Annotated in this window: 25 protein-coding genes; 12 read left to right on the forward strand and 13 right to left on the reverse strand. The window is 71.1% G+C overall.

The annotated features are described in order from the left end of the window. Nucleotides 1–3: 3 nt before the first annotated feature. The 4 genes from OHS17_RS23465 to OHS17_RS23480 all read left to right on the forward strand — a co-directional run bounded on the left by OHS17_RS23465 (nt 4) and on the right by OHS17_RS23480 (nt 3431). Nucleotides 4–918, forward strand: coding sequence for a F0F1 ATP synthase subunit gamma (locus OHS17_RS23465; RefSeq protein WP_161212583.1), 915 nt, complete (start codon nt 4–6; stop codon nt 916–918). Next, nucleotides 918–2360: a F0F1 ATP synthase subunit beta gene (atpD, locus tag OHS17_RS23470; protein WP_330313744.1), complete on the forward strand. Its 1443-nt coding sequence runs from the start codon at nt 918–920 to the stop codon at nt 2358–2360. The genes OHS17_RS23465 and atpD overlap by 1 nt, the downstream gene beginning before the upstream one ends. Before the next feature lie 109 nt (nt 2361–2469). Further along, nucleotides 2470–2844 (forward strand): F0F1 ATP synthase subunit epsilon, encoded by a 375-nt coding sequence (locus tag OHS17_RS23475; RefSeq protein ID WP_073863017.1) that lies wholly within the window; start codon nt 2470–2472, stop codon nt 2842–2844. Between the two features lie 140 nt (nt 2845–2984). Then, nucleotides 2985–3431, forward strand: a complete 447-nt coding sequence (locus tag OHS17_RS23480) for a DUF2550 domain-containing protein (protein ID WP_020207372.1) — start codon at nt 2985–2987, stop codon at nt 3429–3431. A gap of 14 nt (nt 3432–3445) precedes the next feature. On the opposite strand, the gene OHS17_RS23485 is transcribed toward OHS17_RS23480, so the two are convergent. Continuing rightward, the gene (locus OHS17_RS23485; protein ID WP_330313745.1) at nt 3446–4513 is read right to left on the reverse strand and encodes an alpha/beta fold hydrolase; all 1068 of its coding nucleotides are present in this window, start codon (nt 4511–4513) and stop codon (nt 3446–3448) included. A 101-nt stretch (nt 4514–4614) separates the two neighbouring features. Between OHS17_RS23485 and OHS17_RS23490 the strand changes: the two genes are divergently transcribed. Beyond that, complete coding sequence (locus tag OHS17_RS23490) at nt 4615–5361, forward strand: TetR/AcrR family transcriptional regulator C-terminal domain-containing protein (RefSeq protein WP_330313746.1); 747 nt, start codon at nt 4615–4617, stop codon at nt 5359–5361. A gap of 83 nt (nt 5362–5444) precedes the next feature. Here OHS17_RS23490 and OHS17_RS23495 read toward each other — a convergent pair whose 3' ends face one another. The 3 genes from OHS17_RS23495 to OHS17_RS23505 all read right to left on the reverse strand — a co-directional run bounded on the left by OHS17_RS23495 (nt 5445) and on the right by OHS17_RS23505 (nt 9335). Continuing rightward, nucleotides 5445–7208 (reverse strand): glycosyl hydrolase family 18 protein, encoded by a 1764-nt coding sequence (locus tag OHS17_RS23495; RefSeq protein WP_383169055.1) that lies wholly within the window; start codon nt 7206–7208, stop codon nt 5445–5447. A 295-nt stretch (nt 7209–7503) separates the two neighbouring features. Beyond that, on the reverse strand, nt 7504–8151 hold the full coding sequence (locus OHS17_RS23500) for a response regulator transcription factor (RefSeq protein ID WP_330313748.1): 648 nt from the start codon (nt 8149–8151) through the stop codon (nt 7504–7506). Further along, nucleotides 8148–9335 (reverse strand): sensor histidine kinase, encoded by a 1188-nt coding sequence (locus tag OHS17_RS23505; RefSeq protein ID WP_330313749.1) that lies wholly within the window; start codon nt 9333–9335, stop codon nt 8148–8150. The genes OHS17_RS23500 and OHS17_RS23505 overlap by 4 nt, the downstream gene beginning before the upstream one ends. Before the next feature lie 94 nt (nt 9336–9429). Between OHS17_RS23505 and OHS17_RS23510 the strand changes: the two genes are divergently transcribed. Then, on the forward strand, nt 9430–9975 hold the full coding sequence (locus OHS17_RS23510; protein WP_330313750.1) for a hypothetical protein: 546 nt from the start codon (nt 9430–9432) through the stop codon (nt 9973–9975). Here OHS17_RS23510 and OHS17_RS23515 read toward each other — a convergent pair. The 3 genes from OHS17_RS23515 to OHS17_RS23525 are packed head-to-tail and all read right to left on the reverse strand — an operon-like array spanning nt 9972 to nt 12104. Further along, a complete protein-coding gene (locus OHS17_RS23515; RefSeq protein ID WP_330313751.1) occupies nt 9972–10544 on the reverse strand; it encodes a cob(I)yrinic acid a,c-diamide adenosyltransferase in 573 nt (190 codons plus the stop codon). The two genes, OHS17_RS23510 and OHS17_RS23515, sit on opposite strands and share 4 nt — an antisense overlap. A gap of 13 nt (nt 10545–10557) precedes the next feature. Further along, entirely contained in the window at nt 10558–11307 is a 750-nt protein-coding gene (locus OHS17_RS23520) for an ABC transporter permease (protein ID WP_330313752.1), read from the reverse strand. A gap of 17 nt (nt 11308–11324) precedes the next feature. Continuing rightward, a complete protein-coding gene (locus OHS17_RS23525; protein WP_330313753.1) occupies nt 11325–12104 on the reverse strand; it encodes an ABC transporter ATP-binding protein in 780 nt (259 codons plus the stop codon). A gap of 79 nt (nt 12105–12183) precedes the next feature. Here OHS17_RS23525 and OHS17_RS23530 point away from each other — a divergent pair, with 79 nt between their 5' ends. The 4 genes from OHS17_RS23530 to OHS17_RS23545 all read left to right on the forward strand — a co-directional run bounded on the left by OHS17_RS23530 (nt 12184) and on the right by OHS17_RS23545 (nt 17124). Continuing rightward, the gene (locus tag OHS17_RS23530) at nt 12184–12825 is read left to right on the forward strand and encodes a TetR/AcrR family transcriptional regulator (RefSeq protein WP_330313754.1); all 642 of its coding nucleotides are present in this window, start codon (nt 12184–12186) and stop codon (nt 12823–12825) included. Nucleotides 12826–12957: 132 nt separating this feature from the next. Continuing rightward, on the forward strand, nt 12958–13806 hold the full coding sequence (locus OHS17_RS23535) for a 3-hydroxyacyl-CoA dehydrogenase family protein (protein ID WP_330313755.1): 849 nt from the start codon (nt 12958–12960) through the stop codon (nt 13804–13806). A gap of 237 nt (nt 13807–14043) precedes the next feature. Next, nucleotides 14044–14367 (forward strand): STAS domain-containing protein, encoded by a 324-nt coding sequence (locus tag OHS17_RS23540; RefSeq protein ID WP_018102617.1) that lies wholly within the window; start codon nt 14044–14046, stop codon nt 14365–14367. A gap of 267 nt (nt 14368–14634) precedes the next feature. Further along, nucleotides 14635–17124: an ATP-binding protein gene (locus tag OHS17_RS23545; protein ID WP_330313756.1), complete on the forward strand. Its 2490-nt coding sequence runs from the start codon at nt 14635–14637 to the stop codon at nt 17122–17124. 86 nt (nt 17125–17210) lie between these two features. Here the strand turns inward: OHS17_RS23545 and nucS are convergent, their stop codons facing one another. Continuing rightward, nucleotides 17211–17882, reverse strand: coding sequence for an endonuclease NucS (gene nucS / locus OHS17_RS23550; protein ID WP_018102615.1), 672 nt, complete (start codon nt 17880–17882; stop codon nt 17211–17213). A 266-nt stretch (nt 17883–18148) separates the two neighbouring features. Between nucS and OHS17_RS23555 the strand changes: the two genes are divergently transcribed. Continuing rightward, on the forward strand, nt 18149–18541 hold the full coding sequence (locus OHS17_RS23555; RefSeq protein ID WP_018102614.1) for an SCO5389 family protein: 393 nt from the start codon (nt 18149–18151) through the stop codon (nt 18539–18541). A gap of 99 nt (nt 18542–18640) precedes the next feature. On the opposite strand, the gene OHS17_RS23560 is transcribed toward OHS17_RS23555, so the two are convergent. Next, nucleotides 18641–19681, reverse strand: coding sequence for an LLM class flavin-dependent oxidoreductase (locus OHS17_RS23560; RefSeq protein WP_330313757.1), 1041 nt, complete (start codon nt 19679–19681; stop codon nt 18641–18643). A gap of 198 nt (nt 19682–19879) precedes the next feature. Here OHS17_RS23560 and OHS17_RS23565 point away from each other — a divergent pair, with 198 nt between their 5' ends. Next, the gene (locus OHS17_RS23565; RefSeq protein ID WP_026171459.1) at nt 19880–20209 is read left to right on the forward strand and encodes a hypothetical protein; all 330 of its coding nucleotides are present in this window, start codon (nt 19880–19882) and stop codon (nt 20207–20209) included. Between the two features lie 4 nt (nt 20210–20213). Here the strand turns inward: OHS17_RS23565 and OHS17_RS23570 are convergent, their stop codons facing one another. The 4 genes from OHS17_RS23570 to OHS17_RS23585 form a co-directional block, all read right to left on the reverse strand. Next, nucleotides 20214–21080: an ABC transporter permease gene (locus OHS17_RS23570; protein ID WP_330313758.1), complete on the reverse strand. Its 867-nt coding sequence runs from the start codon at nt 21078–21080 to the stop codon at nt 20214–20216. Next, the gene (locus OHS17_RS23575; protein ID WP_330313759.1) at nt 21077–22267 is read right to left on the reverse strand and encodes an ABC transporter ATP-binding protein; all 1191 of its coding nucleotides are present in this window, start codon (nt 22265–22267) and stop codon (nt 21077–21079) included. Before OHS17_RS23575 ends, OHS17_RS23570 begins: the two co-directional genes overlap by 4 nt. A gap of 135 nt (nt 22268–22402) precedes the next feature. Continuing rightward, nucleotides 22403–23182: an ABC transporter permease subunit gene (locus OHS17_RS23580; protein WP_330313760.1), complete on the reverse strand. Its 780-nt coding sequence runs from the start codon at nt 23180–23182 to the stop codon at nt 22403–22405. A gap of 2 nt (nt 23183–23184) precedes the next feature. Next, entirely contained in the window at nt 23185–24177 is a 993-nt protein-coding gene (locus tag OHS17_RS23585) for an ABC transporter ATP-binding protein (protein WP_161211167.1), read from the reverse strand. Nucleotides 24178–24249 lie beyond the last annotated feature (72 nt).

The raw sequence follows: 24249 nt of genomic DNA on the forward strand, positions 1-24249 counted from the left end.
TCGATGGGCGCTCAGCTTCGCGTTTACAAGCGCCGCATCCGCTCCGTCACCGCCACGAAGAAGATCACCAAGGCGATGGAGATGATCGCCGCCTCGCGCATCGTCAAGGCGCAGCGCCAGGTGGCGGCGTCGACGCCGTACGCCACCGAGCTGACCCGCGCGGTGACGGCGGTGGCGACCGGCTCCACCACCAAGCACCCGCTGACCACCGAGGCCGAGTCCCCGGCCCGGGCCGCGATCCTGCTCATCACGAGCGACCGCGGTCTGGCCGGCGGTTACTCCTCCAACGCCATCAAGGCCGCGGAGAAGCTGACCGAGCGGCTGCGCGGTGAGGGCAAGGAGGTCGACACGTACGTGATCGGCCGCAAGGGTGTCGCCTACTACGGGTTCCGCGAGCGCAAGATCGCGGACTCGTGGACCGGCTTCACCGACAGCCCGACGTACGCGGATGCCAAGCGGGCGGCTGCTCCGCTGATCGAGGCGGTCACCAAGGAGACCGCCGAGGGCGGCGTCGACGAGCTGCACATCGTCTTCACGGAGTTCGTGTCGATGATGACGCAGAACCCGGTCGACGACCGGATGCTGCCGCTCAGTCTCGATGCCACGGAGAAGGAGGACGGCAAGGGCGAGATCCTGCCGCTCTTCGACTTCGAGCCGTCGGCGGAGGACGTCCTCGACGCCCTGCTTCCGCGGTACGTCGAGAGCCGTATCTACAACGCGCTGCTGCAGGCCGCTGCTTCCGAGCACGCTGCCCGCCGCCGCGCGATGAAGTCGGCCACCGACAACGCCGGTGAGCTCATCAAGACGCTCTCCCGGCTTGCCAACGCGGCCCGCCAGGCCGAAATCACCCAGGAAATCAGCGAGATCGTCGGTGGTGCCAGTGCGCTGGCCGACGCGACCGCGGGGAGTGACAAGTAATGACGACCACAGTTGAGACGGCCGTTGCCACGGGCCGCGTCGCCCGGGTCATCGGCCCGGTCGTCGACGTGGAGTTCCCCGTCGACGCGATGCCGGAGATCTACAACGCGCTGACCGTCGAGGTGGCCGACCCGGCCGAGGACGGCAAGCTCAAGACGCTGACGCTCGAGGTCGCCCAGCACCTCGGCGACGGCGTGATCCGCGCGATCTCGATGCAGCCGACCGACGGTCTGGTCCGCCAGGCCCCGGTCACCGACACGGGCACCGGCATCACGGTCCCCGTCGGCGACATCACCAAGGGCAAGGTGTTCAACACCCTTGGCCAGATCCTGAACAAGCCCGAGGCCGAGGCCGAGGTCACCGAGCGCTGGCCGATCCACCGCAAGGCGCCCAACTTCGACCAGCTCGAGTCCAAGACCGAGATGTTCGAGACCGGCGTCAAGGTCATCGACCTCCTCACCCCGTACGTCAAGGGTGGAAAGATCGGTCTGTTCGGTGGTGCCGGTGTCGGCAAGACCGTGCTGATCCAGGAGATGATCTACCGCGTCGCCAACAACCACGACGGTGTGTCGGTGTTCGCGGGCGTCGGTGAGCGCACCCGTGAGGGCAACGACCTCATCGAGGAGATGGCCGACTCCGGCGTCATCGACAAGACGGCGCTCGTCTTCGGCCAGATGGACGAGCCGCCGGGGACCCGTCTCCGCGTCGCCCTGGCCGGTCTGACCATGGCGGAGTACTTCCGCGATGTGCAGAAGCAGGACGTGCTCTTCTTCATCGACAACATCTTCCGGTACACCCAGGCCGGTTCCGAGGTGTCCACCCTGCTCGGCCGCATGCCGTCCGCGGTGGGTTACCAGCCGAACCTGGCCGACGAGATGGGTCTGCTCCAGGAGCGCATCACGTCGACCCGCGGTCACTCGATCACCTCGATGCAGGCGATCTACGTCCCCGCGGACGACCTGACCGACCCGGCGCCGGCGACCACCTTCGCCCACCTCGACGCGACGACGGTTCTCTCCCGTCCGATCTCCGAGAAGGGCATCTACCCGGCCGTGGACCCGCTGGACTCGACGTCCCGCATCCTCGACCCGCGGTACATCGCGGCGGACCACTACGAGGCCGCCATGCGTGTCAAGGGGATCCTCCAGAAGTACAAGGACCTCCAGGACATCATCGCGATCCTCGGTATCGACGAGCTGGGCGAGGAGGACAAGCTCGTTGTCCACCGTGCCCGTCGCGTCGAGCGCTTCCTGTCGCAGAACACCCACGTCGCCAAGCAGTTCACCGGCGTGGACGGTTCGGACGTTCCGCTCGACGAGTCGATCGCCGCGTTCAACTCGATCTGCGACGGTGAGTACGACCACTTCCCCGAGCAGGCGTTCTTCATGTGCGGTGGCATCGAGGACCTGAAGGCCAACGCCAAGGAGCTCGGCGTCTCCTGAGCCCCCGGCTCACCGAGGGGGGCGGGTGCGTCCCGTCCCCCTCACCACGCCCCGTAGAATTGACCCAACACCCGGCACGACCGCCGGGTGGTGACCCGAGGAGCCACCCTTGGCTGCTGAGCTGCACGTCGAGCTGGTCGCCGCGGACCGCAGTGTCTGGTCCGGCGAGGCCACCCTGGTCGTCGCGCGCACCACGTCCGGCGACATCGGCGTCATGCCCGGTCACCAGCCGCTTCTGGGTGTGCTGGAATCGGGCCCGGTGACGATCCGTACGAGCGAGGGCGCGACCGTCGTCGCCGCCGTGCACGGCGGTTTCATCTCGTTCGCCGACGACAAGCTTTCGCTTCTCGCGGAGATCGCGGAGCTTGCCGACGAGATCGACGTCCAGCGCGCCGAGCGTGCGCTGGAGCGTGCGAAGTCGGACACGGACGCCGCTTCCGAGCGGCGCGCCGAAGTGCGACTGCGTGCGGTGGCGGCACACTAGCCACCTCACGACATGGATTTACCCTCAGCCGCGGCCCGTGCCGGAGACCTCTCCGGACCGTGTCGCGGCTGAGGCGATGCAGATGCAGGTGACGTACGGACGGTATCCGTTTACTCGATGATGCGAGGAGGTCGGTGGAGATGTACCTCGCGCTGTGGGTGGGCGGACTGGTCGTCGCACTGGTCGCGCTGGGACTCTTCGTCTTCGGTCTGCGCCGGCGGCTGATCCAGCGTTCCGGCGGGACCTTCGACTGCAGTCTCCGGTGGAACGTACCCGAGGAACCCGACCTGTCCGGCAAGGGCTGGGTGTACGGCGTCGCCCGGTACAGCGGCGACAAGGTGAACTGGTTCCGGGTCTTCAGCTACTCGCCGCGTCCGCGCCGGGTCCTGGAACGGTCCGCGATCGAGGTCGTGGCCCGCCGGATGCCGGAGGGCGAGGAGGAGCTGGCGCTGCTCTCCGACGCGATCGTGCTCGGCTGTCTCCACCGGGAGACCCGCCTGGAGCTGGCGATGAGCGAGGACGCCCTGACCGGTTTCCTCGCCTGGCTGGAGGCGGCCCCGCCCGGCCAGCGGGTCAACGTCGCCTAGCGCTGTACGCCGGATCAGGCCGCGACCGTCGGGCGCACCCGGGTCAGCAGCAGCTCCAGGAAGCGGTCCGGGTGCCGGAACGACGCGAAGTGGCTCGCGTCCTCGATGAGCGCGAAGTCCTTGGCCGGTGCCGTGACGGCCTCGTAGAACGCGCGTGCCGGGGCCGGCGGCGTCAGGACGTCGTGCGCCCCCTGGAAGACGAAGAACGGCAGGGCGAAGTCGGTGCCCTCGGCCCACTCGTCGATCGTCACGGCCTCCGGGCCCACCTGTTCCGAGAAGGTCATCGCGCCCATGTAGGAGCGCAGCCCGCGCAGCGTGTGCCGGGGTGAGAACCACAGCGAGCGGACCACCACGGTCTTCATGGTGGCGTAGGTCAGCGGGTCGGACGTCACGACGATCTTCGCGCGGGCCGACCACTGTTCCGGGGTCCAGGCGGCAGGGTCGGGGCCCATCGCGCGGGCGGCGGCCAGGTCCTTGCGCTTCCCGGCCGCCCGGAGACGCTCCAGCAGGGCGTCGTGGGCGCTTCGGTCGCGGCCGCCCCCGTTGATGTTCTGGTCGGTGCCCACGTACGCGGAGTAGCGCTCGGGGTGATTGCGGGCCAGCCGCAGCCCGATGGCGGTGCCGAACGAGTTGGCCACCAGCAGCACCTTGTCGATGCCCATCCGGGACCGGATGTGGTCGGTGACCTCCAGGGCGTCCTCGTACAGCCGGTCCAGGGTGAACTCCCCCTGGCCGTCGGGGCCGTGCGCGGCGAAGGTGTGGCCGGCGCCGCGCATGTCCCAGCGGACGACGGTGAAGTGCTGCTCCCAGCCCCGGGTGCGCGGCAGGAAGATGTGGTTGGAGGCGCCGGGGCCGCCGTGGATCTCCAGGATCACCGGGTTGGCGCGGTCGTCGCCGCGTACGGAGATCCACTGGTCGATGCCGCCGATCCGGACGAAGCCCGACTCCTCGATCCCGTGCGGTGCGGTGATGCGCAGCTTCCGGGCGTGGGCGGTGCGCTTGAGCTGCCGGTAGCCCAGCATTCCGGCGGCGGGGCCGGCTATCAGGGCGGCGGCGGACGCGGTGACGATCGTGGCCGGCATGGCTGACTCCTTAAACTGTTTATGGCGTAAGCGGTAGTGCTTAAGGTGTATACAGTTGTTTAGATGGTGTCAACCGTCCGACGGAGACCAGGGAGTACGCGATGGCCGGGGCAGCCGGGAGAAGCAAGCGGACGGGGCCGAGGGACATGCGGGCCGGGGTCGAGCTCCTCTGGGGCGAGCGGGAGCGGCCCGCCCGGGGCCCCAAGCCCTCGCTGACCCCGCGCCGGATCGCCGACGAGGCGGTCGCGGTCGCCGACGCGGAGGGCCTGGACGCGGTCTCCATGGGGCGCGTGGCGGCCGGGCTCGGGGTCTCCGGGATGGCGCTCTACCGCTATGTGCCCGGCAAGACGGAGCTGGTCGAGCTCATGGTGGAGGTGGCGCTCGCCGACGTACCCGACCTCGCGGACGCGGGTCCGGGCTGGCGGGAGCGGCTGGCCGCCTGGAGCCGGCGGTCCCGGCAGGTGTACGCGGACCACCCCTGGCTGCTCGCGGCCACCGCGATGCGCCGGCAGATCATGGGCCCGCACCAGCTGGGCTGGCTGGACGCGGCCCACGCCGCGCTGGAGCCGACGGGGCTCGGGGCCGCCGACCGGCAACAGGTCGTCCTGCTGCTGATCGGCCAGGTGCGCAGCCTCGCTCAGCAGACGGCGGACTTCGACGCGGAGCACGCCCGGGAGTGGGGCCGGCTGACCGGGGAACTCCTGGAACGGCACGCCGACCGGTTCCCCGCGCTCACCCGGGCCATCGCCGCCGGGGCCTTCGACGCGAGCGGCACCGACTCGCCGGACTTCGGCCTGGACCGCATCCTCGACGGTGTCCAGGTGCTGATCGACGCGGCGGCACCTTAATGGCGCCGCGGGCACGCGAAAAACCGGGGAGACAGGGGGCGGACCTGTCTCCCCGGCGTTTTCGGGGGGTTGAGCCTCGGGGGCTAGTTGAGGCCGGTGTTCATCGCGCTCACGAGTTCACCGTTGCTGGTGTCCCCGCTGAACTCCCAGAAGAACGCGCCTCCCAGGCCCTGCGACTTCGCCCAGGCCATCTTCGACTTGATGGTGGCCGGGGTGTCGTAGCTCCACCAGTTGGTGCCGCAGTGGGCGTACGCGGTGCCGGCGATCGTGCCGGTGGACGGGCAGGTGTTCTTGAGGACCTTGTAGTCCTCGATGCCCGCCTCGTACGTGCCCGGGGCGGCGCCGGTGGCGGTGCCGCCGGGCGCGTCCTGGGTGACGCCGGTCCAGCCGCGGCCGTAGAAGCCGATGCCGAGCAGCAGCTTGGACGCGGGGACGCCCTGGGCCTTCAGCTTGGCGATGGCGTCGGCGGAGTTGAAGCCCGCGATCGGGATGCCGGAGTACGAGTTCAGCGGGGAGTGCGGGGCGGTCGGGCCCTTCGCGTCCCAGGCGCCGAAGAAGTCGTACGTCATCACGTTGTACCAGTTGAGCGACTGCGCGGCGCCGGCGTAGTCCGCCAGGTCGATCTTGCCGCCCTGGGATCCGTCGGCCGTGATGGCGGCGGTGACCAGGTTGTTGCTGCCGAACTTGGTGCGCAGCGCCGAGGTGAGCTTCTTCAGCGCGTCCGGGCCGCTGGTGTCACAGGTCAGGCCGCAGGCGTTGGGGTACTCCCAGTCGATGTCGATGCCGTCGAAGACATCGGCCCAGCGCGGGTCCTCGACCAGGCTGTAGCAGGAGTCGGCGAACGCGGCCGGGTTCTGGGCAGCCTGGCCGAAGCCGCCGGACCAGGTCCAGCCGCCGAAGGACCACAGCACCTTGATGTGGGGGTACTTCGCCTTCAGCTTGCGCAGCTGGTTGAAGCTGCCGCGCAGCGGCTGGTCCCAGGTGTCGGCGACGCCGTCGACGGACTGGTCGGCGGTGTACGCCTTGTCGTAGTCGGCGTAGGAGTCGCCGATGGTGCACTTGCCGCCCTGGACGTTGCCGAAGGCGTAGTTGATGTGCGTGATCTTCGCGGCCGAACCGGACGTGTCCAGGTTCTTGACGTGGTAGTTGCGCCCGTAGACGCCCCACTCGGCGAAGTAGCCGAGGTTCACCTTGTCGCCGGTGCCGGGGTCGGTGCCGCCGCCGCCCGTGGTGTGGACCTTGACCGCGCCGCTGACCGGGCCGGTCTGGTCGGCGGTGTCCCGCGCCTGCACGCTGTACGAGTAGTCCGTGCCCGCGGTGAGGCCGGTGTTCGTGTACGTGGTGCCGGTGACCGTGGCGACGACCGAGCCGTCGCGCAGCACGTCGTAGTTCTTGATGCCCTTGTCGTCGGTGGCCGCGGTCCAGCTGATCTTCGCCGAGGTGTCGGTGACGGCGCTCGCGGTGGGGGTGCCCGGCGCCGACGGGGGATTGTCACCCGGGACGGTGGGGCCGCCGTCGCAGGAGGCGCCGTTCAGCGTGCAGTTGGTGGCGGCGCCGCTGCCGGAGCCGGTGCCGTTGAAGCCGAAGGAGACGCTGGCGCCGGGGGCGACGGTGCCGTTCCAGCCGACGTTCTTGGCGGTCCAGTGGTTGCCCGTGTGGGTGACGGTGGCGTCCCAGGCGGAGCCGACGCCGGTGCCGCTGGGGAAGTCCCACTCGATGGTCCAGGAGCTGAGGGACGTGGTGCCGGTGTTCTTCACCGTCCACTGGCCCTCGAAGCCGGTGCCCCAGTCGGACTTCTTGACGTACGTGGCCGTGGCGGAGGTCGCCGCCTCGGCGGGGGAGGCCATGCCGACCATGGCGGCAAGGGGAAGGAGCAGTGCGGTGAGGCCCGCGACGGCTCTGCTTCTGGTGGCTCGACCGGACCCGAGTCTGAATCGGGTACGGCGGGGGGTCTCAGTGCTCAACGGTGCTCCTCGGGTGAGGTCCGGACATACGGGGTGGTCCGTGAACTGCAACCCTGCGCCGCCCTGAACCCGCTTTGTCATGGCAGGTTCACCGCAGTGTGTTCGGTGAGATTAAGAAGGTCTGGACCAATCGTCAAGAGGTCTGGACCAAAGATCGTGACCGTCCGCCGAATAAACCTCAGACGCCCAACTCCTGTGCCAGCACGGCCGCCTGGACTCTGCTGCGCAGCTCCAGCTTCCCCAGCAACCGGCTGACGTGCGTCTTCGCCGTCGCCTCCGCCATGGACAGCCGTTCGGCGATCTCCGCGTTCGACATCCCCTCGCCGAGGCACCCCAGCACCTCGCGCTCCCGCCGGGTCAGCGCCTCCAGCACCGACGCGTCCGGAGCGTCCGCCCGTACGGAACCGCCCCCCGCGAACTCCGCGATCAGCCGCCGCGTCACGGCCGGGGCGATCAGCCCCTCACCGCGCGCCACCGTGCGCACCGCGTCGAGCAGCCCGGCCGCCTCGATGTCCTTCAGCAGGAAGCCCGAGGCCCCCGCCCGCAGCGCCCCGAACACATAGGCGTCCAGGTCGAACGTCGTCAGCACCAGCACGTCCGCCAGCCCCTCGGCGGTCACCTGCCGGGTCGCCGCGACCCCGTCCAGGCGCGGCATCTGCACGTCCATCAGCACCAGGTCCGGCCGCAGCTCCCGGGCCAGCCGTACCGCCTCCTCGCCGTCCCCGGCCTCCCCGACGACCTCGATGTCCGGCGCGCTGCCCAGGATGAGCACCAGCCCCGCCCGTACCGCCGTCTGGTCCTCCGCGACCACCACCCGGACCGTCATGACCCCACGCCTCCTTCGTCCACGGGCAGTTCGGCCCGCACCCGCCACACACTGTCCACCGGCCCCGCCTCGAACTCCCCGCCGAGCAGCGCCACCCGTTCCCGCATCCCCACCAGACCGGCCCCCGACCCCGGCGCGCGCGGCCCCGCCCGGTCCCCGAGCACGCTGCTCACCTCCACCGTCAACAGCCGCCCCGCCTGTCCCAGCCGCACCGTCACCGGGCCCGGCGCCGCGTGCTTGAGCGCGTTGGTCAGGGACTCCTGCACGATCCTGTACGCGGCCAGCTCGACCGGCGCCGGCAGGGGCGCCCCGCCGTCCCTGGTGTCCTCCAGTACGCAGGTCAGCCCGCCGTCCGCGGCGGCCGCGCGGCGCTGCTCGACCAGCGCGTCCAGCGAACCCAGGGACGGCGAGCTGCTGGGCTCCGCGTCGGCGGCGCCGGTGCGCAGCAGCCCGATCAGGCGGCGCATTTCGGCCAGACCCTCGACGGAGTTCTCGCGGATGACCCCGAGGGCGTTGCGCGAGGTGTCCGGGTCGCCGAGGGAGAGCGCGGCTGTGGAGTGGATGGCGATCGCGGACAGGTGGTTGGCGACCAGGTCGTGCAGCTCGCGCGCCATCCGGGCCCGCTCGGCGGTCACCGCCTGGGTGCGGTCCATCTCGGCGAGGAGGGCGGTCTGGTCGGCGCGCAGCCGGGCCGCGTCGGCGGCGTCCCGGTGGTTGCGCACGCTCACCCCGGTGAGGGCGGGCACGAAGACGACGAGGGCGGTGACGATGCCGAGGAGCAGGGCCTCGGGGCTGCGGATCCAGGCGAGCGAGCCGATGGTCACGACCAGGGAGATCAGGAAGGTGACCACCGGGATGCGGCGGGCCGCCGCCGGGGTGCCGTACAGCACCGCCGCGTACATGACGTCGGTGTACATCGCCACGGTGGCCAGATTGCCGTGGGTGCACTGGTCCGCGACGAGCGCGACGGAGCCGATGGTCAGGGCGGTGCGCGGCGCGCTCCTGCGCAGCAGCTCCGCCGCCGCCATCACGACGAGCGGGACGAGCGGCAGGCGGGTGTCCCCGAGGACGTCACCGGTCCGCATGTACAGGTTGAGCGACCACAGCACCAGTCCGCCGAGCAGCCCGAGGACCGCGATGAGCACGTCGTCGCGGTGCGGGCGGGGCGGGGAGAGCGTCGGCACTACATCGAAGTATGCAGTCGTCTTTCGTCACCTGGGCCGACGCCCCGGGCCCGCGCGGCGGCCAGGCTGGAAGGGAACGCAAAGGAGCGGACCCGTGATCGTCACCCTCATCGTCGCCTGCGAGATCGCCTTCTGGGTGCTGCTGGCCGCAGGCCTGGCACTGCGGTACGGGGCGCGCAAGCCGCGCCTGGGCGCCGCGGTGCTGCTGTGCGAACCGGTGCTGGAGCTGGTCCTGCTCGCGGTGACCGCCGTCGACCTGAGGAACGGCGCCGAGCCGGACTGGAAGCACGGGCTCGCCGCGGTGTACATCGGCTTCACCGTCGGCCTCGGGCACTCCACCATCAAGTGGGCCGACGCCCGCGTCGCCCACCGGTTCGCCGGTGGCCCGCCGCCGGTGAAGCCGCCGAAGTACGGGAAGGCGCGGGCGGTCCACGAGTGGAAGGTCGCCGGCCGCTGGACCGTGGCCGCCGCGACCGCGCTGGCGCTGCTCCAGGCGGCCGTCCGGTACGTGGGCGGCGACGGGGACGTGAGCTCGCTGCGGTCCTGGCAGCGGACGATGCTGCTGGTCATCGGGATCAACCTGGTGATCGCCGCGAGCTACACGGTGTTCCCGAAACGGGAGCCGGGCCGGAGCGCCTAGCGCTCGCCGCCCGGCACCCACAGGACGTCGCCGACCTCCTTGTTCGCCACCCGGGCCAGGATGAACAGCAGGTCCGAGAGGCGGTTGAGGTAGGTCGCCGTCAGCGCGTTCATCACCTCGCCGTGCACCTCCATCGCCGCCCAGGTGGACCGCTCGGCGCGCCGGACCACGGTGCACGCCTGGTGGAGCAGCGCCGCGCCCGGTGTACCGCCCGGGAGGATGAAGCTGCGGAGCTTCTCCACCTGTTCCAGGTAGTGGTCGCAGTCGGCCTCCAGCTTGTCCACGTACGACTGCTCGACGCGCAGCGGCGGGTACTTCGGGTCCTCGACCACCGGCGTGGAGAGGTCCGCGCCCACGTCGAACAGGTCGTTCTGCACGCGGACGAGGACCTTCACGACGTCCTCGTCGAGCTGTCCGAGGGCGATCGCGGTGCCGATGACCGCGTTGGCCTCGTTGGCGTCGGCGTACGCGGAGATCCGCAGATCGGTCTTGGCGGTGCGGCTCATGTCGCCGAGGGCGGTGGTGCCCTTGTCGCCGGTACGGGTGTAGATGCGCGTCAGATTGACCATGCGGCCAGACTAGTTACGCCCCGGCCTTCCGGAAGACACCTGTGCCCACCGTCACGGCCGGCGCCGCGAAGCCGAGGGCGACCAGGACCCCGTACAGCATGTGCGGGGTGGCGTACGAGCCCACGTACGCGTCCCGCACCGCGTCCACCAGGTAGCGGAACGGCGTGAAGTGCGAGAGGACGTCGAGCCACTTCGGGCCGAGCGTCATCGGCAGCATCAGGCCGGACAGCAGCATCGCGGGCATGGTGAGGGAGTTGATGACGGGCCCGAACTCCTGCGGCGTCGAGACCCGCATGGCCAGTGCGTACGAGAGCGAGGCCAGCGAGACCGTCAGCAGGCCGACGAAGAGGAAGCCGATCAGCACTCCGGCCAGCGGGGCCCGCAGCCCCATCAGTACGGCGACGAGCACCAGCAGCACCGTCTGGAACACGAACAGCAGCGCGTCGCGCAGCACCCGGCCCAGCAGCAGCGCCGCCCGGCTCACCGGGGTCACCCGCATCCGCTCGACCACCCCGGTCGACTTGTCGATGATCAGGCCGAATCCGGCGAACGAGGCGCCGAACAGGCCGAGCTGGAGCAGCAGCCCGGGCACCAGGATCTGCCAGGAGTCGGTGCCCCCGCCGAGCGGCAGTCCGGTGAGCAGCGGGCCGAAGAAGAGCAGGTAGAGCAGGGGCATCAGGATGCCGAAGAGGATCTGGAACTTGGAGCGCAGGGTCTGGCGGGCGTAGCGCCCGAAGATCAGAGCGGTGTCGTGCAGCAGCATGGGTGTCCCGGGAGGTGTCAGACCGCGAGGGGAGCGGTGTCGGCGGCGGGGGCGCGTCCGGTGACGGCGAGGAAGGCGTCCTGGAGCGTGGCGTCGGGCGAGCCCGCGTACCGGGTCTTGAGCGCGGCGGGGGTGCCCTCCGCCGCCACCAGGCCGCCGTCGATGACGACGAGCCGGTCGGCGAGCGCGTCCGCCTCGTCCAGGTAGTGCGTGGTGAGCACGACGGTGGTGCCGTGCGCGTCGCGCAGCCGCCGCACCAGGTCCCAGAGGTCGGCACGGCTGCCCGGGTCGAGCCCGGTGGTCGGCTCGTCCAGGAAGAGCACGGCGGGGCGGTGGGTGAGCCCCATCGCGATGTCGAGGCGTCGGCGCTGGCCGCCCGAGAGGGTCGCGGTGCGCCGGTCGAGCAGGTCCGACAGGCCCAGTTCCCCGGCGAGTTCGGCGGCCCGGGCGACCGCCGCCGCCTTGCCGAGCCGGTACATCCGGCCCTGGGTGACCAGCTCCTCCCGCACGGTGGTGTGCGGGTCGACCCCGCCCGACTGGGCGACGTAACCGCACTGCTCGCGTACGCCCGCCGGGTCGGCGACCAGGTCGCGGCCGGCGACGGTGGCCGCGCCGCCGGTGGGGGAGAGCAGCGTGGTGAGCATGCGCAGGGTGGTCGTCTTGCCCGCGCCGTTCGGGCCGAGCAGGCCGACGATCTCGCCTGCCGCGACGGTCAGGTCCAGGCAGCGGACGGCCTCGACGGGGCCGGACTTGCTCATGAAGGTCCGGGCGAGCCCGGACGTGCTGATGACGGTCATGGCCCCACGAAAACAGAGTCACTGAAAAAATGCAATGACTCCAAATTTGCAGAAACCCCAGACGATCTACGATGGGGGCATGGCTGAGGGACTCAGGGAGCGCAAGAAGCGGCAGACCAGGCAGCACCTCTCGGACGTGGCCACCGGCCTCTTCCTGGAGCGGGGCTTCGACGCGGTGACGATCGCCGAGATCGCCCACGCCGCCGACGTCTCCGTCAACACCGTGTACAACTACTTCCCCGCCAAGGAGGACCTGTTCCTCGACCGCAGCAAGGGCGTCGTGGAACGCCTCTCGCGGTACGTCAGGGGCCGCGACCAGGGCGAGTCCGCGGCCGACGCCGTGCTGCGGGAGCTGCGCATCCAGGTCGAGAGCGTCTCGCCCACCGTCGGCCTGATGGAGGGGTACGCCCGCTTCGTGCGGGTCATCGAGGAGGCCGACAGCCTCAAGGCCCGCCTCTGGCACATCCAGCAGGACGCCGCGCAGCACCTGGAGGCCACCCTCGTGGAGGTGAGCGGCGCCGGGACGGAGGACCGGACACCGCTCCTGGTGGCCGGTCAGCTCTCCTGGGTCCACAGCACCCTCATGGCGTACATCGGGCAGGAGATGGTGGCCGGCGGCAAGCCCGCCGAGGTGTCCAGGCGGGCGCTCGTCCTGCTGGACGACATCGAGGACCTGCTGGGTGAAAAGGTGCTCAACTACGCCCGGCGCACCGCCGAATGACGGCCCCCGGTGTGATGTCCGTCATTTGAGACGTGACGCGCATCTCTTCGCGTCCCCAGCACCCGCCCCGGGTACTAACCTCCGCCGGAGGGCATGGACCAGAACCAGCGACACATACAGAGGGGTGCCAACGTGGCCAGGAAGCTCGCCGTCATCGGAGCCGGACTCATGGGGTCCGGCATCGCGCAGGTCTCCGCCCAGGCCGGCTGGGACGTCGTCCTGCGCGACGTCACCGACGAGGCCCTGACCCGCGGCCGCGACGGCATCAAGGGCTCCTTCGACAAGTTCGTCGCCAAGGGCAAGCTGGACGCGGCCGACGCCGAGGCCGCGCTGGGCCGGATCACCACGACCACCGACCTCGAGGCCGTCGCCGACGCGGACATCGTGGTCGAGGCCGTCTTCGAGAAGCTGGAGGTGAAGCACGAGATCTTCCGGTCGCTCGACAAGATCGTCCGGGACGACACCGTGCTCGCCTCCAACACCTCCGCCATCCCGATCACCAAGATCGCGGCCGTGACGGAGCGCCCGGAGCGCGTGGTCGGCGTGCACTTCTTCTCGCCGGTCCCGATGATGCAGCTCTGCGAGCTCGTACGCGGCTACAAGACCAGCGACGAAACCCTCGCCACCGCGCGGGAGTTCGCCGAGTCCGTCGGCAAGACCTGCATCGTCGTCAACCGCGATGTGGCCGGCTTCGTCACCACCCGGCTGATCTCGGCGCTCGTGGTCGAGGCCGCCAAGCTGTACGAGTCGGGCGTCGCCACGGCCGAGGACATCGATGTCGCGTGCAAGCTCGGTTTCGGCCACGCGATGGGGCCCCTGGCCACCGCGGACCTCACCGGTGTCGACATCCTGCTGCACGCCACGAGCAACATCTACACCGAGTCGCAGGACGAGAAGTTCGCCGCCCCGGAGCTGATGCGCCGGATGGTCGATGCAGGTGACATCGGGCGCAAGAGCGGGCAGGGCTTCTACACCTACTGATCATTTTCGGTCCGGTCCGGCTGATCCGCTGTCAGCCAGACCGGGTGCCGTTCGGGGAACGCCGTCCGGATCCACCGGATCCACCAGCGTTCGCGACCATCCCGCATCACTCCTCGGAGTGAATTCGGTATCGGTTCGCTTACAGACGGCAACTACCCTGTCGCTGCCGCAGTCAGTTGGGGCAGAGACAGTTTCGGACAGACGGACCGGGCCACGGAGCATTCCAGGGGAGCGCATATGCACATCAGGGGCGACCACGCCGAGCTGGTCGTCGGGGGCCGCCTCGACGTCCGAAGCGCGGCGGACGCCCGTACGGTCCTGCACTCGGCCCTGGACGACGGCGTCGGCGATCTGGTGCTCGACCTGACCGAGCTGGATTCGTGGGACGCCACCGGTCTCGGCGTCATCATGGGCGCACACCGCAGGGCCGGGCGCGCCGGACGGCGCCTCGTGCTGCGCGGCGTGCCTCCGCAGATGCAACGCCTCCTGGTGGCCACCCGGCTGCACCGCATCCTCGCCATCGAGGGCGGCATCGCGGCGGAGTCCCTGCCCCGCGTCTGAGGGGTGTGAAGGGGCTTGCGGGGACGCCCCGTGAACCCCCGGCCGACCCTCGGTGACCGTACGGCAAGACGGCACACAATCCTCACGAGACCGTGATCTCGGGGCGGCGCGCCACCCCGGATGGTCGTGGATACTGTGCGAAGGTTTAGGGTTCGGCCGTCTGCCGATTGACGGACCCGACCCGGCGGACACCGGACCGTGGGCGGCATCTGGACGTGCGAGGCCGGGAGGGACAACCGCGCTCGACGCGTCTTGGGGGCTTTGGCGATGGACCCGATACACCGGGGGCCGGAAGAGTTCGGCCACGACAGCAAGGACTTCGCCGACGAGGCCGGCCGGCGCCGCCCTTCCCGCGATCCACTGACCCCGGATTTCGGTCAGCAAACACCGCAGCAGGTCCGCATGGTCACCCTCGTCGCCGGCGACCTGACGCTCACCGTCAACCCGGTCGACGGCAGCGAGGTCGAGCCGTGCCCGCCCGGTGAGCGGCCCGCCGCGCCCGTCCGCCGCACCCCCGAGGAGCGCGCCGCCCGCGCCCGCGCCGCGACGCCCCCCGTCCCGCCGGGCCCGCCCGTCCTCCAGCTCCCGCTGCTGCGGCGCGAGGAGGAACGCGAACGGCTGACCCGCCTCCTCGCCCGCGGCCGCTCCGTCCGGCTCACCGGACCGGCGGGTTCCGGCCGTACCGCCCTGCTCGACGCCGTCGCCGCCGACTGCGCGGACTTCGCCCCCGACGGGGTCGTCCGCCTCAGCGGCCACAAGCGCACCGCCACCGATCTGCTGTACGCGCTCTTCGACGCCGTCCACGACGCTCCCCTGCACCGGCCGGAACGGGCGCTCCTGCTGGAGACGCTGCGCTCCACCGGCGCCGTCGTCGTCCTGGACGACCTGGAGCTCGGCGGCGCCGCCCTGGACGAACTCCTCGACGCGACCCCCGAGTGCGCCTTCCTGCTCGCCGCCACGCCCGAGGTCGCCGCGCCCGGCGCCGACTCCGCGCTCGAAGAGGTCTTCCTCACCGGCCTCGACCGCGCCACCTCCCTCGACCTGCTGCGCCGGGTGGTCGAACGGCAGCTCACGGAGGAGGAGGCCAACTGGGCCGGAGACCTCTGGTTCGAGTCCGAGGGCCTGCCCCTGCGCTTCGTCCAGGCCGGTGCGCTGCTGCGCCAGCGCGACCAGCTGCACACCGACGCCACCGTTTACGACGAGTACGGCTATCTGGAGAACCGGCCCGCCGACGCGCCGCCCGCGCCCGAGGCGGCCGGGGAGTCCGAGGTGCCGCTGCCCAGCCTCGGCGAGGGCGCGGCGCCGGCGGCCCTGCTCGCCTCCCGACTGAGCGGCGCCGCCCAGGACACGCTGCGCTTCGCCGTGGCCCTCGGCGGCGAGGTGCCGCACCAGGCCCATCTGCCCGCGCTCGTCGGGGACACCCACGCCGACGCCGCCCTCGGCGAGCTGGCCGGCTGCGGGCTGCTCTCCCCGTCCGGCTCCCGCTACCGGCTGGCGGCCGGGGTCCTGGCCCAGCTGGCGGCGGCCGGTTACGAGGACGACGCCGCCGACCGCGCCCGCACCGCCGCCCAGCACTACGCCTGGTGGACCGGGCACCCCTCGGTCACCCCCGAACGGGCGGCCGCCGAGGCCGACGCGATCATCGCCGCCCTGGGCCGGCTGGTGCCGGGGGAGGGGGCCGGAGGGACGAGCGCCGCCGTGCTCCTCGCCCGCAGCGCGGCGCCCGCCTTCGCGGCCGGGCTGCTCTGGGGTGCCTGGGAACGGGCGCTCCGGATCGGCCAGGAGGCCGGACGGCTCGCCGGGGAGGTCGCGGAAGAGGCGTACTTCCACCACGAGTTGGGCGTCCTCGCGCTCTGCACCGGTCATCCCGACCGGGCCAGGGCCGAGCTGGAGACCGCGATCAGCATGCGCGGGGCGCTCGCCGACAAGAGCGGTGCGGTGGCCGGACGGCGCGCGCTCGCGCTGGTCGAGGACCGGGCCGCGGGCGCTCCGGCCGCGGGGGACGACGGTGCGTTCGCGGCGTCGCCGCCGCTGGGGCTGCCCGCCGTCGTGCCGGTCTCGATGACGAGCGCGTTCGCCGACACCACCGTGGTGCCCCGGCAGGAGCCGATGACCGTGGCGGTGCCCTCGCCCGCGGCGGGCGGCGGCAAGGGCGCGGCGCGGGGCGGGCCGCTGGCCCTCATCGGCGGGGCCCGGCGCAACCTGGTCGCCGCCGGGGCGGGGGTCCTGCTGGCCGGGGTCCTCGGCACGGTGGTGACGCTCGGGCTGACGTCGAACAGCGACCCGCAGGGCGGGGCCGGTACGTCGACCGAGCAGGAGGCGCCGGACGACAGCATCTACGACGAGGAGGTGGACACCGGGGAGCCGGCGGACGGGCCGTCCACGACCGAGGCGCCTTCGGGGTCCGCGTCCGCGTCGGCCTCGGTGACGCCGTCCGCCACGGGGAGCGAATCGGCGCCGGCCGGCGGGGTGACGCCTTCGGCGACGTCCTCGGCGCCGGACACGCCGTCGTCCTCCGGGGCGCCGTCGTCGCCGCGCGCGACGGAGTCGTCCCACAAGCCGCCGACGTCCTCTTCGCCGACGCCCACGAAGACGGCGGGTTCGCCGACGCCCACGAACACGGAGACGGAGTCCCCGAGCCCGGGGGAGACGGACCCGGACCAGCCGGACCCGGACGAGCCGGGCACGAAGCCGGGTACCCCGGAGCAGGCGAGCGGGTCCTCCAGCGCGGCCGGCGGTAGCCCCTCGGGGGAGTAGCCCGCGAGTGCGGCGGCCCTCGGCCCCAGGGTTCCGTCCTCAATCGCCGGGCGGGCTTGAAGAGCCCGCCCGCCCGGCCCCCGCGCTCAGAACAAGCGGAGCTTGTCGTCCTCGATGCCGCGCATCGCGTCGTAGTCCAGGACCACGCAGCCGATGCCGCGGTCCGTGGCCAGGACGCGGGCCTGCGGCTTGATCTCCTGGGCCGCGAAGATGCCCTTCACCGGGGCCAGGTGCGGATCGCGGTTGAGGAGTTCCAGATAGCGCGTCAGCTGCTCGACGCCGTCGATGTCGCCGCGCCGCTTCAGCTCGACGGCGACCGTCTGCCCGTCCGCGTCGCGGCACAGGATGTCGACCGGGCCGATCGCCGTGAAGTACTCGCGGCGGATCAGCGTGTAGCCCTCGCCCAGGGTCTCGATGCGGTCCGCGAGCAGCTCCTGGAGGTGCGCCTCGACACCGTCCTTGATCAGCCCCGGGTCGACGCCCAGCTCATGGCTTGAGTCGTGGAGGATTTCCTCCATCGTGATGATCAGTTTTTCGCCCGCCTTGTTCACCACGGTCCAGACGCCCTCGGCGTCCCCGCTGCCCTCCTTCAGGGTGCAGGGCGGCGACATCCAGTTGAGCGGTTTGTACGCCCTGTCGTCGGCGTGAATCGACACGCTCCCGTCCGCCTTCACCAGGATGAGGCGGGGAGCGGAGGGCAGGTGGGCCGTGAGCCGGCCGGCGTAATCCACGGAGCAGCGGGCGATGACGAGACGCATGGTCGGCAACGCTACTCGACGTCGGGGGCCCGGCGCGATTCACCCATCCGCCACTCCCGTCCCTTACGGAGTTGACGCTTTCTGTCTTGCCCCTCTTTGAACCCCTTCGTTATTGGCCGGTTGTGTTCCCAATCTCCTGGTGCGGCCCGGACTGCGCCCTTACCGTGGAAGCGGGAGGTCGCCGTGCGTGCACGCTGCGTCGTCGTCGGCCTTCTTCCCTGCCCGTAAGGCTCCGGTAATCCGCCGGGGCCGCGAGAGGAGAACCCATGTCGCTCGACGTCTCACCGGCTCTGTTGGAACAGGCCGAGCGAGGCGAGGTCGACGAAGCCGACTTCGTCGACTGCGTCCGGACCTCCCTGCCCTACGCATGGGAGATGATCAGCTCGTTGGTGGCTCAGCTGAAGGTCGACGGCGGGGAGTTCGCCGACAACCAGACGCCGCCGCCCAACGAGCAGGCACGTGGTCAGCTGCTGCGCGCGCTCGCGAGTGATGCGATACGCGGAGCGCTGCAGCGGCACTTCGGGGTGCGTCTCGCATTCCAGAACTGCCACCGCGTCGCGGTGTTCCCGCTGGACGCCTCGGTCGACGACCGACTGGCCAAGTTCACCTCGGTGAGGGGCCAGTTGCTCAACCAGTCGCCCGAACTACGGGACTGCTGAACGCTTCCGTCGCCGTTCCGGGCCGCGGGAGGTGCAACTGGTCCGGGGCGGCGGCTCCGTAAGCGCACCGCCGTACACCCTTCCGTCCGTGCGCGGGGGTCATTCGAGGAGTGGCCGTACCTCCGTGCCCAGCCGCGCTACGTTCTCCTCCGTGGCGACGAGATCTCCGGAACCCTCCACCAGGAGCGCGAAGCGGGTGATGCCCGTGCGCTCGGCGGTGACCGCGAGGCGCTCGGCCGCCAGCTCCGGCGTGCCCACCGGATGAAGGCCGCACAGCAGCTCCGCGTACGCCACGGGGTCCCGCATCACGCGGTGCCGGCCGTCGACGGTGACGTGCGCGCCGAGCCCCTGGCGCAGCCAGCCCGGCATCGCCTTGACCAGCGTCTCGACGGCGTCCTCGGTGCGGTCGGCGATCTGGGCCACCCCGGCCGAGACGTGCCCCGCCCCGTGGACCTTCTCCGGCGCATGCCCGGCCGCCAGCGCGCGGGACCGCCAGAGCGCCACCATCTCCGCCTTGTCCTCGTTCCCGCAGTGCATGCCGAGCAGCATCGGCAGCCCCTGGTCGGCGGCGAGCTCCACGGTCTTGCGCGAGGTGCACGCGACGATCACCTCGGGCCCGGCCCCCTCCGCCCCGTCCGCGCCGATCAGCTCGTCGGCCCGGGGGACGACCGCGACCTCGCGGAACGGGTACCGCTCGCCCCGGCCCGCCACACGCGGCTTCCGCAGCCAGTCGAGCAGGAGCCCCAGGGACTCCGGGAACCCCTTCTCGAACGCCTCCAGTCCGCCGCCGAACACCTCCAGGTCCACCCACGGACCGCCCCGGCCGACCCCGAGGCTGAACCGGCCGCCGCTGGTCAGATGGAGCAGCGCGGCCTGCTCGCCGAGGGCCACCGGGTGCTGCGTGGGCAGCACGCTCACCGCCGTACCGACGCGGATGCGGCGGGTCCGGCCGAGCAGCTGCGCGGCCAGGGTGACGGCGGACGGGCAGACCCCGTACGGCACGAAGTGATGTTCGGCCAGCCAGACCGAGTCGAGCCCGGACTCCTCGGCGACCTCGGCGGACCGGATCGCGCGGTGCAGCGCTTCCCCCGGCCCCTGGCCCGGAAACTGGGCCGCCAGTACGAACGTTCCGACACGCATCGCCAATTGCCTCCTTGCGGCCGCCGCGGCTCTCCCCTACTGGCAACAACGTCTGACACGTGCCAAAGGCACGGTCCGGCGCGGAGTTGTTGCGATTTTCCGGTAACCGCTGGCGCCACGAACCCCGGGAGGCGGGTACCCCGCCCGAATGGCCCTACGCTGGACGGGTCCCGCCCTGCCCGTTCCGTGAGGTGAAACGTGTCCCCGCGCCGCAACCGCCCCCGAGGCGGCGAGAGCCCCAACGACAGCGCGAGCGAGTCGGCGGACCGGTACGGCGGGGGAGGGCGTACGGAGGAGTGGCAGGGCGAGGAGTGGTCGGTGCGCCCGGTCAGCGGCGCGAGCGCGGCCGGCAAGCGCTACCGCTGCCCCGGCTGCGACCAGGAGATCCCGTCCGGCGTCCCGCATCTGGTGGCCTGGTCCGAGTACGGCGGGGTGGACGACCGCAGGCACTGGCACAAGGCCTGCTGGAACGCGAAGGACCGCCGCACCACGAAGGTGCAGCGGTCCCGGAACGCGCCCCGCTACTGAGCGGTCAGACGTCGCGCTGGTTCATCGTCAGGTACGCCCCGCCCATGGCCACCGCCGTCACGACGAGCAGGATCCACAGCGGGTCCCAGCCGGACGGGCCGCCGGACGACGTGACCGAGTTGTCGTAGAAGATGCTCAGCTGGTTGGGGATCGAGTACTCCAGCAGCTTCTCCTGGAGCCACGAGAGCGACGACGCGAACATGAAGATGGCCAGCACGAGCGGCAGCAGCACCACGCCGATCATGATCGTGATCGCCCCGGCCGAGTGCCGGATCAGCGCGCCGACGGCGAGCGCCAGCAGCCCCAGCGTCGCCACGTAGAGCGCGACGCCGACCGTGGCGCGCAGCCACTCCTCGCCGGTCGGCGACACCGCGTCCAGCATGGACGACTGGATCAGGGCGACCACCGACGTCATCACCGTGGTGATGACGAAGGTGAGCAGGAAGAAGACGAGCGCCTTGGCGCCGAGCACCCGGCCCCGGCTGGGGCAGGCCGTCAGCGTCGTACGGATCATGCCGGTGCCGTACTCCGAGGCGATCGTCATCACGCCGAGCGTGATCACACAGATCGTGCCGAGCAGCACTCCGAAGAAGCCCAGGCTCAGCACCGGCGTCTCGCCGAGGTCCGTGTCGGACGCGGAGACGGCGACGGCCGCGAGCACCCCGATGACCAGCAGCAGCGCGGTCATGACGCCGAGCGTCCACATGGTCGAGCGCACGGACCGGATCTTGGTCCACTCCGAGGCGATCGCGTCCCCGAACGTCGCGGGACGCAGCGGGATCGGCGAGACGTAGAAGCCCTGCCCCTGCGGGTACCCCTGCTGCGGTGCGGGCTGCTGGTACGGCGCCTGCGGCGCCGGCGGCGTGGTCATCGGGGGTCCTCGCTGGTCTCGCGCTTGGTCAGGTCTGCGGGGGCGGGGGCCTCGGCGGGCGCCGCCGGGGCGGGAGCGGGCGCCTGGGCCGGGGGCACGGGCGCCTGGGCCGGCGCACCGGCCGCGTACGGGTTCTGTCCGGGCGGCGGCGGGGCGTACCAGCCCTGCTGCGGCACGTCCGGCACGGGCTGCTGCGGCGGCGGGGCGTACCCCGGCTGCGGCCCGTAGCCGGGATGCGGCGCCTGCTGCTGGAGGTGGGCCCGCTGGTCGACCGTCGAGCGGTAGTCCACGGCGCCCTGCGTCATCCGCATGTACGCCTCCTCCAGCGAGGCCTGGTGCGGCGAGAGCTCCCAGAGCCGGACGTCCGACTCGTGGGCCAGGTCGCTGATGCGGGGGAGCGCCAGGCCGGTGACGCGCAGGGCGCCGTCCGGCTCGGACAGGACCTGGCCGCCCGCCTCGGTCAGCGTGGTGGTCAGCTTCTCCCGCTGCTCCGGCGTCTCGTCCGGGACGCGGACCCGGGCGAAGTCGGCCGAGTTGGCCGAGATGAAGTCCTTGACGCTCATATCGGCCATCAGCTGGCCGCGCCCGATCACGATCAGGTGGTCGGCGGTGAGGGCCATCTCGCTCATCAGGTGCGAGGAGACGAAGACCGTGCGGCCCTCGGAGGCCAGCATCTTCATCAGATTGCGGACCCAGAGGATGCCCTCCGGGTCGAGGCCGTTGACCGGCTCGTCGAACAGCAGCACCTGCGGGTCGCCGAGGAGCGCCGCCGCGATGCCGAGCCGCTGCCCCATGCCCAGCGAGAACCCCTTGGAGCGTTTACGGGCCACGTCCTGGAGGCCGACGACGCCCAGCACCTCGTCCACCCGGGCCTCCGGGATGCCGGCCAGCTGGGCGAGCGAGAGCAGGTGGTTGCGGGCGCTGCGCCCGCCGTGCACCGCCTTCGCGTCGAGCAGGGCGCCCACCTGGCGGGGCGCGTTCGGCAGGCTCCGGAACTCGTGGCCGCCGATGGTCACCCGGCCGGCCGTCGGCCGGTCCAGGCCGAGGATCATCCGCATGGTGGTCGACTTGCCCGACCCGTTGGGACCGAGGAACCCGGTGACGGCACCCGGCCGCACCTGGAAGGAAAGGTTGTACACGGCCGTCTTCGCGCCATAGCGCTTGGTCAGGCCGACTGCCTCGATCATGCTCCAGCCCCATCGACTTATCTGTCGTCGGGGCACACGCCGTCCGGCCGTACGCCCCCGTAAGAGTTAGGAGGATATCCGCGCCTTGACGGTTCCGGCCAAGTCGTTACGGGGGCGAGTCCCGCGCCGCCCTGCTCAGGCGTCGCGCTTCTTGAGTACGAGGAAGCCGCCGAGCACCGCGACCGCCACCCAGCCCACCATGATCAGCAGCCCGGCCCACGGCCCGTACGGCGCCGGATCGCTGTTCATCGCGTCCGGCACCACCTGCATGATCTTGGAGCCCGCCTGGTCCGGGAAGTACTGGGCGACCTTCTTGGCGCCCGGCACCGCCGACAGGATCTGCGAGACCAGGAAGAAGAACGGCATCAGGATGCCCAGCGACAGCATGGAGCTGCGCAGCATCGCCGCCACCCCCATGGAGAACAGCGCGATCAGCCCCATGTAGAGGCCGCCGCCGACCACCGCGCGCAGCACGTTGTCCGCGCCGATGTCCGTACCGTGGTCGCCCAGCAGCGCCTGGCCGAGGAAGAACGTGACGAAGCTGGTGACCAGCCCCACCACCAGCGCGAGGACCCCGGCCACCAGCATCTTGCTGAACAGGAAGGTCGCCCGCTGCGGCACGGCCGCCAGCGAGGTGCGGATCATGCCGGAGCTGTACTCCGTACCGACGACGAGCACCCCGAACACCACCATCGCCAGCTGGCCCAGGATCATCCCGGAGAAGCTGATGAACGTCGGGTCGAAGGTCAGCCGCTCGGCCTCGCCCAGATCGTCGAACTGGGCGTTCATCACCGCGCTCAGGGCCGCGCCCATCGCCACGGTGACCAGGAACGCCGAGATCAGCGTCCAGGTGGTGGAGGAGACCGTGCGGATCTTGGTCCATTCGGAGGTCAGGACCGCGGGCACCGAAGCCATCGTCACGCCCCCTCTCCGCCGCCGGGCCGCCGGCCCCAGCCCTCGCCCCACTGCGGGCCCTCGGGCGGCGGTGGTGCGCCCCCGCCCGGCTCCGAGTGCGCGTGGTACTCGACGGAGCCCGCCGTCATCTGCATGAACGCCTCCTCCAGCGACGCCCGCTGGGCGCTCAGCTCGTGCAGCGTGATCGCGTGCCGGGCGGCCAGCTCACCCAGGTCCTCGGTGGTGGCACCGTCCACCTCCAGCGTGCCGCCGTCCGCCTCGACGGCGACCACGCCCTCCTGGTGCAGCACGTCGCGCAGCCGCTCCTGCTGCGGGGAGCGCAGCCGGACGTAACTGCGTGAGTTCTCCTGGATGAAGTCGGCCATCGACGTGTCGGCGAGCAGCCTGCCCTGGCCGATCACGATCAGGTGGTCGGCGGTCAGCGCCATCTCGCTCATCAGGTGCGAGGAGACGAAGATCGTCCGGCCCTGCGAGGCGAGCGTCTTCATCAGGTTCCGGATCCAGTGGATGCCCTCGGGGTCGAGACCGTTCACCGGCTCGTCGAACATCAGGATCCGGGGGTCACCGAGCAGCGCCGACGCGATGCCCAGCCGCTGGCCCATGCCGAGCGAGAAGCCCTTGGACTTCTTCCGCGCCACCGCGGTCAGGCCGACGGTCTCCAGCACCTCCGCCACCCGCTGTTCGGGGATGCGGTTGCTCTGCGCCAGGCAGAGCAGGTTGTTGTACGCGCTGCGCCCGCCGTGCATCGCCTTGGCGTCCAGGAGCGCCCCGATGTACTTCAGCGGTTCGGAGAGTTCGCGGTAGTGCTTGCCGTCGATCCGCACGGAACCGCTGGTGGGGTTGTCGAGATCGAGCATCATCCGCATCGTGGTGGACTTGCCCGCCCCGTTGGGTCCCAGAAAACCCGTCACCATTCCCGGTCTGATCACGCACGACAACTGGTCGACGGCGACCTTGTTCCCGTACCTCTTCGTGAGGCCATCGAGCTCGATCATGCGTTCACGCTAGAACGGCCGCGTGCCCGGCGCCACCACAAAGGCGGAACCGGGCACGCGGGCGATCCGTGC

Origin of the sequence: Streptomyces sp. NBC_00523 (assembly GCF_036346615.1) — a bacterium.
GTDB lineage: Bacteria > Actinomycetota > Actinomycetes > Streptomycetales > Streptomycetaceae > Streptomyces.